This is a genomic window from Aliidiomarina iranensis (genome assembly GCF_003987135.1).
Lineage (GTDB): Bacteria > Pseudomonadota > Gammaproteobacteria > Enterobacterales > Alteromonadaceae > Aliidiomarina > Aliidiomarina iranensis.
In genome coordinates this window covers 98,060-112,960 of the sequence record NZ_PIPJ01000005.1, presented here as the reverse complement: position 1 = coordinate 112,960, position 14,901 = coordinate 98,060, and the positions used below count along the sequence as shown (strand labels likewise).

General features: G+C 46.8%; 16 protein-coding genes. 4 read left to right on the top strand and 12 right to left on the bottom strand.

Annotation, left to right across the window (positions count from 1 at the left end):
* Positions 1-51 precede the first annotated feature (51 nt).
* From xseB to dxs, 3 genes are read left to right on the top strand one after another with little or no spacing between them, the layout of a single operon-like run.
* Positions 52-306, top strand: coding sequence for an exodeoxyribonuclease VII small subunit (gene xseB / locus CWE08_RS08205; RefSeq protein ID WP_126767426.1), 255 nt, complete (start codon positions 52-54; stop codon positions 304-306).
* A 39-nt stretch (positions 307-345) separates the two neighbouring features.
* Positions 346-1,350, top strand: a complete 1,005-nt coding sequence (locus CWE08_RS08200; protein ID WP_126767424.1) for a polyprenyl synthetase family protein — start codon at positions 346-348, stop codon at positions 1,348-1,350.
* Positions 1,351-1,355: 5 nt separating this feature from the next.
* A complete protein-coding gene (gene dxs / locus CWE08_RS08195) occupies positions 1,356-3,221 on the top strand; it encodes a 1-deoxy-D-xylulose-5-phosphate synthase (protein ID WP_126767423.1) in 1,866 nt (621 codons plus the stop codon).
* Between the two features lie 116 nt (positions 3,222-3,337).
* Here dxs and CWE08_RS08190 read toward each other — a convergent pair whose 3' ends face one another.
* The 10 genes from CWE08_RS08190 to yajC all read right to left on the bottom strand — a co-directional run bounded on the left by CWE08_RS08190 (position 3,338) and on the right by yajC (position 11,531).
* On the bottom strand, positions 3,338-3,829 hold the full coding sequence (locus CWE08_RS08190) for a phosphatidylglycerophosphatase A family protein (RefSeq protein ID WP_126767421.1): 492 nt from the start codon (positions 3,827-3,829) through the stop codon (positions 3,338-3,340).
* A gap of 22 nt (positions 3,830-3,851) precedes the next feature.
* Positions 3,852-4,877, bottom strand: a complete 1,026-nt coding sequence (gene thiL / locus CWE08_RS08185) for a thiamine-phosphate kinase (protein WP_126767420.1) — start codon at positions 4,875-4,877, stop codon at positions 3,852-3,854.
* 13 nt (positions 4,878-4,890) lie between these two features.
* On the bottom strand, positions 4,891-5,310 hold the full coding sequence (nusB, locus tag CWE08_RS08180; RefSeq protein ID WP_126767418.1) for a transcription antitermination factor NusB: 420 nt from the start codon (positions 5,308-5,310) through the stop codon (positions 4,891-4,893).
* Positions 5,311-5,320: 10 nt separating this feature from the next.
* On the bottom strand, positions 5,321-5,785 hold the full coding sequence (gene ribH, locus CWE08_RS08175) for a 6,7-dimethyl-8-ribityllumazine synthase (protein ID WP_126767416.1): 465 nt from the start codon (positions 5,783-5,785) through the stop codon (positions 5,321-5,323).
* Between the two features lie 157 nt (positions 5,786-5,942).
* A complete protein-coding gene (locus CWE08_RS08170) occupies positions 5,943-6,533 on the bottom strand; it encodes a 1-acyl-sn-glycerol-3-phosphate acyltransferase (protein ID WP_126767415.1) in 591 nt (196 codons plus the stop codon).
* A complete protein-coding gene (locus CWE08_RS08165; protein WP_126767413.1) occupies positions 6,533-7,405 on the bottom strand; it encodes a DUF3014 domain-containing protein in 873 nt (290 codons plus the stop codon). The genes CWE08_RS08170 and CWE08_RS08165 overlap by 1 nt, the downstream gene beginning before the upstream one ends.
* Positions 7,406-7,448: 43 nt before the next feature.
* Positions 7,449-8,225 (bottom strand): peroxide stress protein YaaA, encoded by a 777-nt coding sequence (gene yaaA / locus CWE08_RS08160; RefSeq protein ID WP_126767412.1) that lies wholly within the window; start codon positions 8,223-8,225, stop codon positions 7,449-7,451.
* Between the two features lie 129 nt (positions 8,226-8,354).
* Entirely contained in the window at positions 8,355-9,308 is a 954-nt protein-coding gene (gene secF / locus CWE08_RS08155) for a protein translocase subunit SecF (RefSeq protein ID WP_126767410.1), read from the bottom strand.
* A 12-nt stretch (positions 9,309-9,320) separates the two neighbouring features.
* Positions 9,321-11,171, bottom strand: coding sequence for a protein translocase subunit SecD (gene secD / locus CWE08_RS08150; protein ID WP_126767409.1), 1,851 nt, complete (start codon positions 11,169-11,171; stop codon positions 9,321-9,323).
* 27 nt (positions 11,172-11,198) lie between these two features.
* Entirely contained in the window at positions 11,199-11,531 is a 333-nt protein-coding gene (gene yajC, locus CWE08_RS08145) for a preprotein translocase subunit YajC (protein WP_126767407.1), read from the bottom strand.
* Positions 11,532-11,864: 333 nt separating this feature from the next.
* Between yajC and CWE08_RS08140 the strand changes: the two genes are divergently transcribed.
* Positions 11,865-12,473, top strand: a complete 609-nt coding sequence (locus tag CWE08_RS08140) for a trimeric intracellular cation channel family protein (RefSeq protein WP_126767406.1) — start codon at positions 11,865-11,867, stop codon at positions 12,471-12,473.
* A gap of 121 nt (positions 12,474-12,594) precedes the next feature.
* Here the strand turns inward: CWE08_RS08140 and CWE08_RS08135 are convergent, their stop codons facing one another.
* Together CWE08_RS08135 and CWE08_RS08130 are read right to left on the bottom strand one after the other, a co-directional pair.
* A complete protein-coding gene (locus tag CWE08_RS08135) occupies positions 12,595-14,364 on the bottom strand; it encodes a TIGR03545 family protein (RefSeq protein ID WP_126767404.1) in 1,770 nt (589 codons plus the stop codon).
* Positions 14,361-14,885, bottom strand: coding sequence for a TIGR03546 family protein (locus tag CWE08_RS08130; protein WP_126767403.1), 525 nt, complete (start codon positions 14,883-14,885; stop codon positions 14,361-14,363). The genes CWE08_RS08135 and CWE08_RS08130 overlap by 4 nt, the downstream gene beginning before the upstream one ends.
* Positions 14,886-14,901 lie beyond the last annotated feature (16 nt).

The window sequence follows — 14,901 nt, the reverse complement described above, 5'->3', positions numbered from 1 at the left end:
CAGTAGCTGTGTTATTTTATGAGTATATTTTGAAGATGCGAGAACACATTCATGAGCAGCGAAAAAAACAGCGAATCTTTAGGGTTCGAGCAAGCCATGGCAGAGCTAGAACAAATTGTGAGTGCCTTAGAAGAAGGTGAGTTACCGCTAGAAGAATCATTAAAACAGTTTGAGCGCGCTGTTTTTTTATCGCGGATTAGCCAACAGAAATTGCAACAGGCAGAGCAGAAGGTTCAAATATTAATGCAACAAAACGGCTCAGAAGAACTAAACCCGTTTTCTGAAACGCCAACTTCGCACGATTAGTGCATATCTCTGTTGCTAACTCTGGAAGGCTAAAACGGAATGTCTGCTGAAGAACTCTTAGCTGAGCGCCTGAACTATTACCGCGAACGGCACGTAAATTATTTAACATCAATTATTGAACGAAAGGCGCCAGCAGAAAATTTGCGAGCGGCTATGGCTTATGCGGTTCTCCTCGGCGGTAAGCGAGTTCGGCCTTTTTTAGTTTATGCCACGGGTAGTATGCTTGGTGCCGATGAATCGGTGCTAGATGCACCTGCAGCGGCTATTGAGTGTATCCATGCGTATTCTCTGGTGCACGACGATCTGCCCGCTATGGATGATGATGCGCTTCGCCGAGGCAAAAACACCTGCCATATCGAATTTGATGAGGCGACGGCGATTTTAGCCGGTGATGCGCTGCAGAGTTTAGCCTTTGAATTGTTATCTCAACCCATGGCTGAGATAAACGCGCAGCAGCAACTTGCCATGATAGCTACTTTGGCAAACGCTTCCGGCCTAAATGGAATGTGCGGTGGGCAGGCGTTAGATATTGCAGCTACGGGGATAACGATTGAAGAAGATGCCTTAGCGCAAATACATGAACTAAAAACCGGCGCACTGTTGCGTGCCGCCATTCGGCTTGGAGCCCTCAGCGCGCAAGGAGCCCTCAACGCGGAAGGAGCCCTTAGCGAAAAAAGAGCCCTCAGCGCGGGAGGAGCCCTTAGCGAAACAAGAGCCCTTAGCGAAAAAAGAGCCCTTAGCGCCAATGTAATTAATGAGCAAACACTGAAAGCTCTGGACAACTTTGCGGATACCATTGGCCTAGCTTTTCAAGTGAAGGATGATATTTTGGACGTAACAGGAACTACGCAAGCACTTGGCAAACTTCAAGGAGCAGATGCCGCGTTAGCAAAATCCACCTACCCTGCATTACTGGGTTTAGCCGGCTCACAAGAATTACTCCGCCAACTGCACCAAAAAGCGCTACACGCACTATCTTTGATCCCGTACAATACAGTTGTTTTAGAGCAATTTACTGAATACTTAGTAACCCGAGACCGGTAGTTAATATGACGCAAAAACAAAACCAAAGTTTTCCATTGTTACGCCTGATCGATTCGCCAGCAGATTTGCGTGGCTTACCGAAGCAAAAATTAAATCAGGTTAGCGATGAACTGCGTCAGTTTTTGCTGAGCTCAGTGAGTAAAAGTAGTGGCCATTTGGCTAGCGGCTTAGGCACGGTAGAACTTACCGTAGCCCTGCATTATGTATTCAAAACACCTTTCGATAATATCGTTTGGGATGTAGGCCACCAAGCGTATCCCCACAAAATATTAACGGGCCGGCGCGAGCAGCTGCACACTATTCGGCAAAAAGATGGTTTGCATCCTTTCCCATGGCGCGAAGAGAGTGAATATGATGTGCTCTCTGTTGGGCACTCAAGCACCTCGATCAGTGCTGCTTTAGGGCTTGCCATAGCCGCGCAAAAAGAAGCTGAAAATCGAAAAACCGTAGCTATTATCGGTGATGGCGCACTCACCGCGGGCATGGCGTTTGAGGCCATGAACCACGCAGGAGATATTGCGCCTGATATGTTAGTGATTCTCAACGATAACGACATGTCGATTTCAGAAAACGTTGGTGCATTGAATAATCATTTTGCTCGAGTGCTTTCCGGCAAAATGTATACCTCGTTGCGCGAAGGTAGCAAACAATTGCTGAGCGCTATTCCGAGTATGCGTGAGCTCGTTAGCCGAGCAGAAGAGCACGTGAAAGGCATGGTTACACCGGGCACTATTTTTGAAGAACTCGGCTTCAACTACATCGGCCCAATTGATGGCCATGATGTGAACGCGCTGGTTGAAACCCTCAGCAATATGCGTACTTTGAAAGGCCCACAATTACTTCACGTAGTAACTCGCAAAGGGAAAGGCTACGCGCCAGCCGAAAAGGACCCGATCGGTTATCATGGTGTGCCTAAATTCGATCCCAGTATCGATTCTCTACCGAGCAAAGCACCCAGCATTCCTTCATATTCAGCTGTGTTTGGCGAGTGGTTATGTGAGGTTGCAGAGAATGATGATGCACTCATGGCCATCACGCCAGCTATGCGTGAAGGCTCAGGTATGGTTGAGTTTGCGCGGCGATTCCCAAAGCAATATTTTGATGTTGCCATTGCTGAACAACACGCTGTTACTTTTGCAGCTGGCCTAGCGATTGCCGGCATGAAACCGATCGTGGCTATTTATTCTACGTTTTTACAGCGCGCCTACGACCAACTTATCCATGATGTTGCACTGCAAAATTTAGATGTACTATTTGCGATTGATCGCGCAGGCATCGTAGGTGCTGATGGCCCTACGCACCAAGGTGCGTTTGATTTAAGCTTCATGCGCTGTATTCCAAATCTCGTCTTAATGACCCCAAGCGATGAAAATGAATGTCGGTTAATGCTAAGCACTGGTTATCATTATAAAGGCCCGGCTGCGGTTCGGTATCCACGGGGCAACGGTATTGGCGTAGAGTATACGAAACTAACGAATCTCCCCATCGGTAAAAGCCGCACTATTCGTAACGGCAAGAGCATCGCTATTTTGAATTTTGGTATCCTTCTCGAAGAAGCAAAACTCGTTGCAAAGGAGCTCAATGCCACCCTTATCGATATGCGTTTCGTAAAACCGCTCGATACGGATGCGTTATTCGCTGCAGCTAAAGAACATGAATGGCTGGTTACGTTAGAGGAAAACGCCGTACAAGGTGGAGCCGGCAGTGCGGTGAGTGAGGCTCTGGCTATTGCCGGTGTTAACAGCAAAGTACTTCACCTAGGCTTACCTGATAACTTCATCAAACATGGAAGCCAAGATGAAATTCGCAAAGAGCTGCAGCTTGATGCCGAGGGAATAACGGCTCAAATTAAGGCTAGAATTAACGCTTAGTTTTGCCGCGAATCTAGAATATTAAAAAGCCCGAATTTAATTCGGGCTTTTTGTTTTTGCCTGCGCTAATTTTTAGCGCCGGATACATTCGATTTTCACGCTACGCGCGCAACAAGTTAAAGTGGTAACCAGCCTAGAGTTAACGCTATGTGCATCAACACTAGCGCAAAAAACCCAGCTAAGACATCGTCGACCATGATACCGAACCCGCCATCTACATGCTTATCTAGCCAGCGGATCGGCCAAGGCTTTAAAATATCAAAAATACGAAATAACACGAATGCCAACAACAAAGCCTGCCAGCTCACTGGAATCGCAATCATTGCAATCATATAGCCGGCGATTTCATCCCACACAATGTGCGAAGAATCATGTTCACCCATGGCTTTTGCCGTGGCGCCACAAAGATAAACGCCAACAATAGTAACAAAGGCTACAACGCCCATGTAAGCCGCCGTATCTAAGCCCGCAAATAACCACACTAAAACAATACCCGGTAAAGTTCCGAAAGTGCCGGGTGCCTTCGGTACAAGCCCTGAGCCAAAACCAAAAGACAGGAAATGAATAGGCTGTTTTACCAGCTCCCGAATACTTTGCTTACGAGCCATACTAACTACCCCTCAATTAATTCTAAGCGCCTTGAAAATGGCTATAAGCGTGAAAATCGATATCACATGCTTGATTCTTCTCGAAAAAACGAAGCTCACGAGAGCCATCGATTATCCCAACACATGTTACCTTTACGCCTGCTTGCAGCGCTAATGTTTCTAAATTTCCACAGCGGCTTTCTGGAATAGTAAAGCACAATTCGTAATCATCGCCACCGGCTATTTGATACCGCCAACCATCGGGCCCAGAGATACTCTCGGCAAACGCCTGGGAAAACGGTAAGGTATCGAGCTGAATACGCGCACCCACCCCAGAAGCCACCAGAATGTGCTGAATATCACCCAGCAAGCCATCGGATAAATCTATCGCTGACGTAGCTTGATTACGCAAGAGTTGCCCTAGCGCCACCCGCGGGGTTGGATAAAATAAACGCTTCTCAAGCGCAGCCATGTGCTCAGGCGGAACCGATACTTTGCCTTGCTGCGCAGCTAACGCTAAGGCTGCATCACCAAGCGTACCACTTACATAAATACGATCACCGGGCTGTGCACCCTCGCGCTTCAAATAGCGCTCAGCTGGAACAATGCCCTGGGCTGTTAAAGTTAGAGTAAGCGGACCTTTGGTAATATCACCGCCAATGAGTTCACAATGATAGTAATCTAGTGCGGCGAAAAAACCACGGCTGAACGCCGTAAGCCAGTTTTCATCAATGCTCGGAAACGCACAGCTTAAAGATAACCATGCCGGCTCCGCCCCCATTGCTGCTAAATCGCTTAAGTTCACGGCAACTAACTTGTGGCCTATGGCATCAACCGGCACTTTTTCATCGAAATGCACACCAGAAACCATGGTATCGGTTGTTACGGCAATACCACATCCTGTTGGCGGAATAACTATGGCCGCATCATCGCCAATACCCACAGCTATATCTCGGCGGCTGCGATTTTGCGAACTTGCAGAAACAGCAGAGCCGGCATCATCACCGGCTCCATGAGAACGTTGAAAGTATTTCGCTATTAACGAAAATTCATCGGTGCGGATATTCATTTTCTTAGATAGATTACTGACGAGCGGCACGAAGGGTATCGATGGCTTTATCTAACACGCCATTTACGAAGCGATGGCTATCATCAGCGCCGAAGGCTTTGGCTAATTCAATGGCTTCGTTCATCACTACTTTATAGGGTACATCGAGGCGTGATTTTAGCTCGTAGGCTGCTACGCGCAATACTGCACGTTCGATTTGGTCTAAATCAACAAAGGGGCGATCAGTAAAAGGCGCCAAGGCCTGATCTAGATTTTGATGATTCCCGGCAACACCACGAACCAAATCTAAAAAATAATCGACATCAACTTTGCTAACGTCATTTTCGGCTAAAAACTCAGCTTCAATATCAGAAATACTATTTTCGGTTAACTGCCAAGAATATACCGCTTGGAGGGCTAAACGACGTGCTTTACGGCGAGCTGCAGGTTTCACGCGATTCTCCTTATAGCTGTTCAAGCACGTTAATCATTTCTAAAGCGCTTAAAGCGGCTTCTGAACCTTTATTGCCGTGCTTCACGCCGGCTCTATCAATTGCTTGTTCATCGGTATCGGTAGTAATTACCCCGAAAGCAACCGGCACGCCGGTTTCTAAGGCAACTTGCGCTAAGCCTGAATTCGCTTGCCCAGCCACCAAATCAAAATGAGGCGTGCCGCCACGAATTACCGCGCCAATCGCAATCACTGCTGAATATTTGCCCGATGCGGCTGCTTTTTTAGCTGTTACTGGCAGCTCATATGCGCCCGGTACTTTTACGACCGTGATATCATCTGATTTGATTTGACCAATACGTACTAAGGTATCGATCGCGCCTTCCATGAGTTTCTCTACGATGAAACTATTAAAGCGAGATACTACAATAGCTACTTTTTTACCAGGTGCCGCAACACCCGCTTCGATAACGTTCATGATCAATCCTTTCAACTCACCATAGAGTTTGTTCATACCAAGCAGGTGCATCGATAACCACAAATGCCTGCCGTTAAATTAGGCGCGAAGAATAGCATAATTTAGCTGGAATCGGTAAATATAAGCGCAGTAAATCTACGCGCATTCCCTTCGCTGATTACTGAAGTTCTGGGTTTTTACCTGTGGCTTGGTTGGTAAAGTTCTTTATCCGCGCTAATGCCTCTTCGGTATCCTCGCCCACCTCCATTGGTGCGCTAATGAGAATTGACCGCGTAGCAAAACAAAAAGCCACCGGTACCACCGGCACATGGGCTTGGCTTGCCATATGCAAAAAGCCTTTTTTCCATTCACTCACTTTACTTCGTGTCCCTTCCGGCGCTATCACGACTACCAGTTGCTCGCGCTCCCGAAATTGCTCAACAATCTGGCCGACAATTCCTTGCGCACTGCTGCGCTGCACTGGAATGCCACCTAACCATGTGAGTAAACCTTTAACTGGAAATACAAATATCGAATGTTTGCCTAGAAAATTCAGGCGAAGGCCCAATGCGAGCTTTACGCATAAACCCACAAAGAAATCCCAATTTGATGTGTGTGGTGCCACTGGAATAATGGCTTTCGGCAAATCAGGCATTTCTCCCACAATCTTCCAACCACCGAGGATTTTTAAGCCTACCCGACCAACCCAGCGGCTAAATCTATTGCCCCGAGTTGGCAGGTATTGATAGCTAGATGGATGTCGCAACACTATTGAGAAAGCCTCTGCCGAATTTCACGTAATTTTGATTTCACTAATGCACGATTATCCGGGCCAATACGCAACATTTGCTTTTGCGCCGCAGGTAAGTTTTCCAGCTCTGGATCGGCATAGGTGTACATGACTTCTTCATCGCTCAGCGCCAACAAACCTCGTGGTTCCGGCGTATCGAGCAATATTGCGATCGCATCCAAAACGCGCTCTTCAAAGGTTAAACCAGGTTCTTTGATTTCGCCAAAAGCTTCTTCAAATACCGGTTGAAAGCGCTCGAATTGATCCACTAAAACATCAGTATCCATTTCATAGAACCAGCTTACGATATCGTTATAGCGGCTGTAACTGCGCTCATCCACGTAAATTTGGCCATCAATACGCTGCACAATAAAGCGTGATTGTGGCCCATTAATAACAGCGGCTTCGCGAACAATTTCTCCGCGGGCAATATTATCAACGAATACAACTAGTTTACGTAGCATATTTTCTGCTTGCACGGGCTGTATATTAACTTCTTGCTCAGCCAACTCCTGCAACACAACATCACTTGCTTCGTTCAAAGGAGGTAGGGGCTCCGGTTCTGGCTCAGGCTCCGGCGCAGGTTCGGGTTCTGGTAGGGGCTCTGGCTCCGGTTCAGGCATGGGCTCTGGCATAGGTTCGGGCTCTGGCTCGGGCATTGGCTCTGGTTCAGCTATTTGTTCTACTGGCTCAAGTACCGGCGCTGGCTCAACCTCAGGCTCGCCACCACGAGTAAGCCATAGTGCGATGACGACGATCAAAATAACCGCAATAGCTACACCAATTAAACGCTGTTGCTTAATTTTGCTATCGTCTTTTTGAATATCATCGGTTTTTTCTTGCGAACCCATACCTGCTCCTTTAACCACCTAATATGAACGAATTTTGCTATTACTATGATTGCTCATCTCGGCAAAAAACTAGCTCTTTCTCAGACGACATCGATTCATCAAAGTAATAACCCGCTGCAGAGAAAGACCGCAATTCTGCCAGAGAGTTCGGCTTATTCTCAATAATATAGCGTGCCATTAAACCACGAGCTTTTTTAGCGTAGAAGCTGATCACCTTCAATTTACCATTTTTTGTATCTTTAAATACTGGCGTAATTACCTTGGCGTTAAGTTTCTTGGTGACAACGGATTTGAAATATTCATTCGAAGCAAGATTAATTAATACATCACTGCCGGTATCTTTAATTGCCTCATTTAGTTTTTCCGTAATACGCTCGCCCCAAAAACTGTACAGGTCTTTCCCCCTCGGGTTATCTAATTTGGTACCCATTTCCAAGCGGTATGGCTGCATTAAATCAAGGGGTTTGAGTACGCCGTACAGGCCCGACAAAATACGCATATGCTTTTGGCCATACTGCCAATCACCTTCTGTTAATGACGTGGCATCAAGACCTGTATACACATCGCCGTTAAATGCAAATACGGCTTGTTTGGCATTATCTTCAGTGAAAGGCGTTGCCCACTCGGCAAAGCGCGCCGCGTTTAAACCCGCAAGCTTATCGCTAATGCTCATCAAAGAGCCAAGTTGTTGCGGCGATAATTCCTTACACACCTTAACGAGCGCGGCGGCATCATCCAACATTTCAGGTTGGCTAAAGTGTTCAATTGGCGCCGGTGTTTCGTAATCTAAATTTTTAGCTGGAGAAACAACAAATAACATAATTCTTTTTCCTCGTTTTCCCATTTATATAGCTTCGGTAAAGATTACCACAGAGAAAAAGAAAAAACCCCCAACAGCTCAGGCATTGAGGGTTTCTTAACATCGCTAAGAACAAGTTAAGCGCAAAGATTATAAATAGTTATCTTGCTCTTCACCTTCTTTCTCAACTTCTGGTGGCATTAGATCTTCACGCGAAATACCCATTGCTAATACTAACGTACTGCGCGTAAATACGGATGAGTATGTACCCACAACAACACCCATTGATAGTGCTACAGCGAAGCCAAATATCATCTGGCCGCCAAAGAACATGAGTACGAGCAACACCAATAAGGTGGTAAGTGATGTTACCAAGGTACGGCTCAACGTTTGGCTCAAGGAAATATCAATCACTTCTTCTGGCGTATTTTTACGTAATTTCCGGAAGTTTTCTCGAATCCTATCCGCCACCACGATACTGTCGTTCAGTGAGTAACCTATTACAGCGAGTAACGCTGCCAGAATAGTTAAATCTACTTGCATTTGCAGCAGCGCAAATAAGCCTAAGATTAACGTAACGTCCTGTGCCAAACCGGCTACAGCACTGAGTGCAAGGCGCCATTCAAAACGGAACGATACGTAAACCAAGATACAAATTAGCGCAACTAACATGGCTAGGCCACCAGCTTCGGCGAGCTCCTCACCTACCTGTGGGCCTACGAATTCAACACGCCGAACATCAATGCCACCATCGATATTCGCGCGTAGAACCGTTAATAGCTCATTACCAATCGTATCTGAAGCCGCATCTTCCCGCGGGGGAATACGTACAAGAACATCACGTTGGGTACCGTAGTTCTGCACTACCGCATCACCAAATTCGTTCCCTTCCAATACAGTGCGTAACTCTTCTAAATCCGCTGGTTGCTCAAAACCAACTTCAACTAGGGTGCCACCGGTGAAATCCAGACCCCAGTTCAAACCTTTAGTTACCAAAGCTGAAAGCGAGAGCACAATCAAAACCACACTTAATATCGTTGTCCATTTATTAATGGACATAAAACGTAAGGGGTTATTCTCATCAATTTTCGTAATCTGAAACATGATTCGTTCCCCTTATATCGATAATTTAGTGAGGCGTTTTTGGCGCCCCCAAACTAGATTAATAACAGCACGCGTTCCGGCAATCGCCGTGAACATGGAGGTAACGATACCGATAGCGAGTGTGACAGCGAAGCCTTTAATCGAACCAGTACCTACGGCAAATAGAATCAACGCTGTAATCAGCGTGGTTATATTTGCATCGGCAATGGTTGAAAACGCATTCTCGTAGCCTCGCGCAATGGCTTGCTGTGGGCTTCTACCCTCAAGCAATTCTTCGCGTATACGCTCGAAGATAATCACGTTAGCATCAACCGCCATACCCACTGTAAGCACGATACCAGCCATACCTGGCATAGTTAGCGTAGCACCTGGCACGAGCGACATAACGCCCACAATCATCACTAAGTTGGTTAACAGTGCTAGGTTCGCAACTAGGCCAAACGCGCGATAGTAGATCCCCATGAATAACAGCACTAAAACGAAGCCGGCTACAATAGCGGTGAGGCCTGCCTTCACGTTTTCAGCACCAAGGCTTGGCCCCACTGTGCGCTCTTCCACAATTTGAATCGGCGCAATTAACGCACCTGCTCGCAGAAGCAATGCCAAGTTCTGTGCATCTTGTGCTGAACCAACACCCGTAATGCGGAAGTTACTACCTAGTACCGCTTGAATTGTTGCAACACTCACAACCTCTTCCACACGCTCGAAGGCTATGCGGCCTTCATCGGTGGTTTCACCAGTGGCAATAAACTCAATAAATACCGTAGCCATTGGTTCCCCAACATTGCCACGGGTTGCCTGAGTCATTAAGCGGCCACCTGCCGAATCGAGTGATATATTTACCTGTGGACGATTACTCTCATCGTAACCAACACTTGCATCAACAATGTGATCGCCAGTTAGGATTACACGATTTTGCAGTAATACTTGGCCACCACCACGCATGTCATACAAGCGGCTACCGAAGGGCACTCGCCCAGCTATTGCATCTTGTAAATCATTGTCGGTGTCTTGGAATCTAAACTCTAGTGTTGCCGTAGCGCCCAAAATTTCCTTGGCCCGCGCGGTATCTTGAATACCTGGCAATTCAACTACAATCCGATCTTGCCCTTGGCGCTGAATTACCGGCTCTGCAACACCTAACTCATCTACCCGGTTGCGCAGAATGGTGATGTTTTGCTCAATTGCATTTGAACGCGTATCTTGTAAGTACTGCTCGGTCATCTCGAGAGTGATCATGTTTTGCGAGCTATCAGTGCGGAAATCATACCCTTCGTATTGATTGCGCAACAAGCTCACAGCACTCTGATAATCCTCAGAATTACGTAACTCAATAACAACGTCGTTACCTGATTCCTCAACCCGGCGATAGCGAACACGCTCATCGCGTAAACGATCGCGAACAGTGGTAACCATTTGCTCGCGAATCTTCATCAAGGCTTCTTCCATGTCCACTTCCATTAAGAAATGAACACCGCCCCTGAGATCAAGACCAAGCTTCAATGGTTCACCGCCGATACCATCAAGCCAGTTCGGCGTTGCCGGCGCTAAGTTAAGCGCCACCACATAGTTAATTCCCAACTCAGATACTAGCAACTCGCGTGCCGCTAACTGCTGGTCATCAGAATCAACCCGCACCAAAATTTGGCTATTTTCGTATTCTATGCCAATTGGTTGAATGCCACCCTGCTCGAGCGTTCGCTCTACTTGGGCAAGGGTATCAAGCGTAACTTCACCACTTCGAGTTGCAGAGATCTGTACGGCGTAATCTTCACCGTAAATATTTGGTAACGCATACAAGCCGGCAAACAGCACGACAAACATGATCACCAAGTTTTTCCACAACGGATATCTGTTTAACACAAGTCCGTCCTTACAAGATTGAATCGATTAAAGTGTTTTAATGGTGCCCTTCGGCAACACCGCTGCAACCGCGCTCTTCTGCACAGTTACTTCAACGCCTTCCGTGAGCGCGATTACCATGAAATCATTATCTTCAGCCACTTTTACGATCTTACCGATCAAGCCGCCTTGTAGTAATACTTCATCAGTTTTCGCAAGAGAGGATACTAAGGACTTGTGCTCTTTTACGCGTTTCGCTTGCGGGCGATAAATTAAAAAGTAGAAAATCAAACCAAATAAAAGCAACATGATTACTAGCGATGCAGTTCCGCCTTCTTGGCCGGCTTGTTGGGCATAAGCATTGGCAATTAGAAAATCCATAACTCTTCCTCTTTATATTTAGAATCAATACCTTAAAGTGGTATTCTCAGTTTTGGGGATAAATTAACGCTGTATTGTAACTGAACGAGGGCCGAAGCGAAACGTTCGCAACCCACAGATATCGTATCATTCACACGGGGTATCGCATGCAAGTGAGGTAAAACACTACTGTGGCATTTCCTTTGAGCTTATATATGGTCATTTTTTCTCGAAAACAACCTGAAGTGTGTGTTTTATTATATTCTTAGCTGTGATTAATCGCTTTTACTACGTTTCTTGCGCTGATTTAAACGTTATAGGGCTCTAACGCGTGCCACTGGGAGTTGAATTTAGATGGAATTATCGTTTTACATTGCCGATTTGCTCGGTGTTGCAGTTTTTGCCGTAGCCGGCACTTTGCTGGCGTTTCGTAAACAAATGGATGGTTTTGGTGTTGTGGTTCTTGCCTCGGTAACCGCGATAGGAGGCGGCACAACGCGTGACCTCATTCTCGATGCCCCAGTATTTTGGCTGCATGATCCAACTTATTTCATTGTGATCGGCGCAACCGCCCTTTGCACCATAATTTGGCTGCGATTCAAAGCTTATATTCCACTGAACCGATTATTGTTCGCCGATGCCTTGGGAATCGCATTTTTCACTGTTCTTGGCACTGAAAAAGCTTTGCAAGCCGATGTAAGCCCGATGGTTGCGATCATTTTGGGTACTATGACAGCTGTATTTGGCGGCCTTTTACGTGATGTAATGGCTCGGGATATTCCCATGGTGCTAAAAAGTGAGCTATATGCCACAACCTGTATTGCCGGCGCGCTAATTTTCGTGCTCCTCTACGATATTAACCAAAGTATCGCCATGATAGCTGCAATGCTAACAACCCTGACACTGCGCTTTGGCGCAATTCGCTATCATTGGTCGTTAACCGTATTTAAAGAACATAGATAAAAAAAGCGGCTTAGAAAAGCCACTCTTTTAGTTGGAGATAATTTATTCGGTTGGCAACTGGATTGGCAACGGAGTGCGCAATGCTAAACCAAGTCAGGCCGATAAACGCTAACATTGCACCTCAATTACCACCGAGCCGATCAAACAGTGATTCTCGCAAGCGATCTCTGAGTATATCACCGAGTTGTAAATCATCCGGTTCAACGGAAAATAGGTCTTCAATGGTTGCATTCTGCTCGCGAGCGCCGGCGAGCTCGCCTACTAATTCTTGCAAACGCGGATCCCACTGTGCTGTTGCCTCTTGTACTCGCTGGTTTAAATCTTCCCGAAGTGTGCCTAATTTACTATCGGCTTCTGCTCGCAAGGCATTGGTTAAGCCCTGTTGCAACTGCCGATCTAGATCAGAACGAATACTCAAGCTCGGTGCTTGCATTGCACCGGATACGCCAACATTTAAATCAAAGGCGGTAATACCGGCAAGTACATCGCCTAAAATTTCTGCCCAGCGGTTTTCGCCTTGTAACTGTACGGCAACCTCTTGCAAGTTAAGCACGCCTCCACCACTTAGTTGCCCAGCTTCAACGCCTATTTCCCCTTGCGAATTGAGCACAGCGCCAAGGAGTTCGGCCGCTACTTCACTCTGGGAAAATAAAGGCTGCTCGGTAAGGTTAACACCACGCACCTGCCAACTTTGGCTGCCGGCAAAACCAGCTAAATCACTCAATGTAAAACGGCCATCTAAATTAAGTGATTGCCAATACTCAGAAGCTGATGCCGCAAGGTTGTAGGTTGAAGGCACACCACCGATGCGATCGTGCTGCCAAGTAAGATTCTGCCACTCCACACCCACGTGAGTTCCGGCGAATTGAATGTCAGTTAGTGCCTGCTCAATCAAAAATACCGGGCGTTGTTGGCGATCAAAATCAATATAACGCCCCTCCCAACGGCTGGGGCGAACCTCTTCCTCAGATCGGCTGAGCATTGGTCCGAGAAAATCAAACGCCATGAACGCATAATTGCTCCACTGCTCCACCACAGGCCCAAATAAAATGCCACTCACTTCGGTTAGACTATCGGGTTCTAAACTTATCAGCGAACGAACGCGAGCGATATCTTGGCCCGGTGCAGCACGCAATTCATCTAAATCAGTTCGAATCACTTCAACAGCTTGCTCGGAAGCATCTACAAATGCCCGAACCGCATCACGATCGGCTCTCATATCATCACGCAAGCTTTCCAAATCTTGGCGTAACCTCGCCAAATCTTCTAGATTGCGCGGTCGCGTTTCGGTGATCGCCTCTAAGCGCGCTTTGTATTCATCGATAGTTTCACGCTCAGGCAAATTCTCCTTCGCTGTTTCAACAGCTGAGCGTTGGCGGCGGAAGTTCTCTTCAATTTGCTCAATCAATATTGGCGTTCGAATTTCGCTGCGCTCCAGAATTTGGTCCACTGAAGGTATATCGATATTCAAATCAGCTAAAGTTTGCCGCCAATCGCGCGGCTCACGCTCAGCTTTATAATCGGCTCGCACCTTACCTGGCCGATCCCGAGTAACCCCCATAGCGATGCCTGTCATCCGCAGGTCAGTAATGTGAATACGGCCAATTACAGCATCCCAGAAATACAGCTCTGCAGCCGCGCTCTCAGCCTGCACCCGATTCTGTTCAGGCTGCTCAGGGTTAGTAAACTGAATACCTTCCATACGAACGGCAAAGGGCTGCCAATTAATATCCACACTGGCAATATTTACCTCAGCGCCATTGGCTCGCGTTAAACCAAACTCAAGGCCAGATTTTACTATTGGCCCTGCAAAAGTGCGGATGATTAAAGCTAACAAGCCAACCACTACAACAAAGGTAATCAGGCCCGGCCAACGAATAATATTTTTCATAGTGAGCCTCCGCGTAATCCGCTCACTCGTTGATACACCATGAAGAACTTTGTACCTTTGATAACTTGCACAAAACGCAACCGATCAAACCAAGCCTTTACTCTTCCCCGGTAAGCCACGATTAAGTGGTAACTAATAAAGAGCCAAGGCACAGCAAACAGTATGGCAAAAACTACGCTGCCCATAGTGATCGTATGATTATATTGCAGCAATCGGGCGAGCGGGCTCTCATACAAGCCTACCCAAAGGCCCTGCAAAGCGTCAGCTTGGAGAATAGCTTCGCCCAAGTAATCGAAAACCGGATCCACAAGATAAGCGATACCGGAAAAAACCGCGAAAGACACCAAGAACCCAGCGAAATTTATACGTAGGGAAAGCGCTAAGAATAAAATAAGTAAGTTATGCAAACTAAATAGAGGGGTAAGCCCAATAAACATGCCTAAAACAAATGCCCAAGCCAAAGCCCATGGGCTGGTTTCAGCATTCAACGCCTTTAATAACTTTGCTAATAACGTAATCATTTATCCGCTCCTTTGA

Excerpts from the sequence above, each read along its gene's own strand:
- xseB (WP_126767426.1), top strand. The coding sequence starts at position 52 with ATGAGCAGCGAAAAAAACAGCGAATCTTTAGGGTTCGAGCAAGCCATG.
- CWE08_RS08200 (WP_126767424.1), top strand. The coding sequence starts at position 346 with ATGTCTGCTGAAGAACTCTTAGCTGAGCGCCTGAACTATTACCGCGAA.
- dxs (WP_126767423.1), top strand. The coding sequence starts at position 1,356 with ATGACGCAAAAACAAAACCAAAGTTTTCCATTGTTACGCCTGATCGAT.
- CWE08_RS08190 (WP_126767421.1), bottom strand. The coding sequence starts at position 3,829 with ATGGCTCGTAAGCAAAGTATTCGGGAGCTGGTAAAACAGCCTATTCAT.
- thiL (WP_126767420.1), bottom strand. The coding sequence starts at position 4,877 with ATGAATATCCGCACCGATGAATTTTCGTTAATAGCGAAATACTTTCAA.
- ribH (WP_126767416.1), bottom strand. The coding sequence starts at position 5,785 with ATGAACGTTATCGAAGCGGGTGTTGCGGCACCTGGTAAAAAAGTAGCT.
- CWE08_RS08165 (WP_126767413.1), bottom strand. The coding sequence starts at position 7,405 with ATGGGTTCGCAAGAAAAAACCGATGATATTCAAAAAGACGATAGCAAA.
- yaaA (WP_126767412.1), bottom strand. The coding sequence starts at position 8,225 with ATGTTATTTGTTGTTTCTCCAGCTAAAAATTTAGATTACGAAACACCG.
- secF (WP_126767410.1), bottom strand. The coding sequence starts at position 9,308 with ATGTTTCAGATTACGAAAATTGATGAGAATAACCCCTTACGTTTTATG.
- yajC (WP_126767407.1), bottom strand. The coding sequence starts at position 11,531 with ATGGATTTTCTAATTGCCAATGCTTATGCCCAACAAGCCGGCCAAGAA.
- CWE08_RS08140 (WP_126767406.1), top strand. The coding sequence starts at position 11,865 with ATGGAATTATCGTTTTACATTGCCGATTTGCTCGGTGTTGCAGTTTTT.
- CWE08_RS08135 (WP_126767404.1), bottom strand. The coding sequence starts at position 14,364 with ATGAAAAATATTATTCGTTGGCCGGGCCTGATTACCTTTGTTGTAGTG.
- CWE08_RS08130 (WP_126767403.1), bottom strand. The coding sequence starts at position 14,885 with ATGATTACGTTATTAGCAAAGTTATTAAAGGCGTTGAATGCTGAAACC.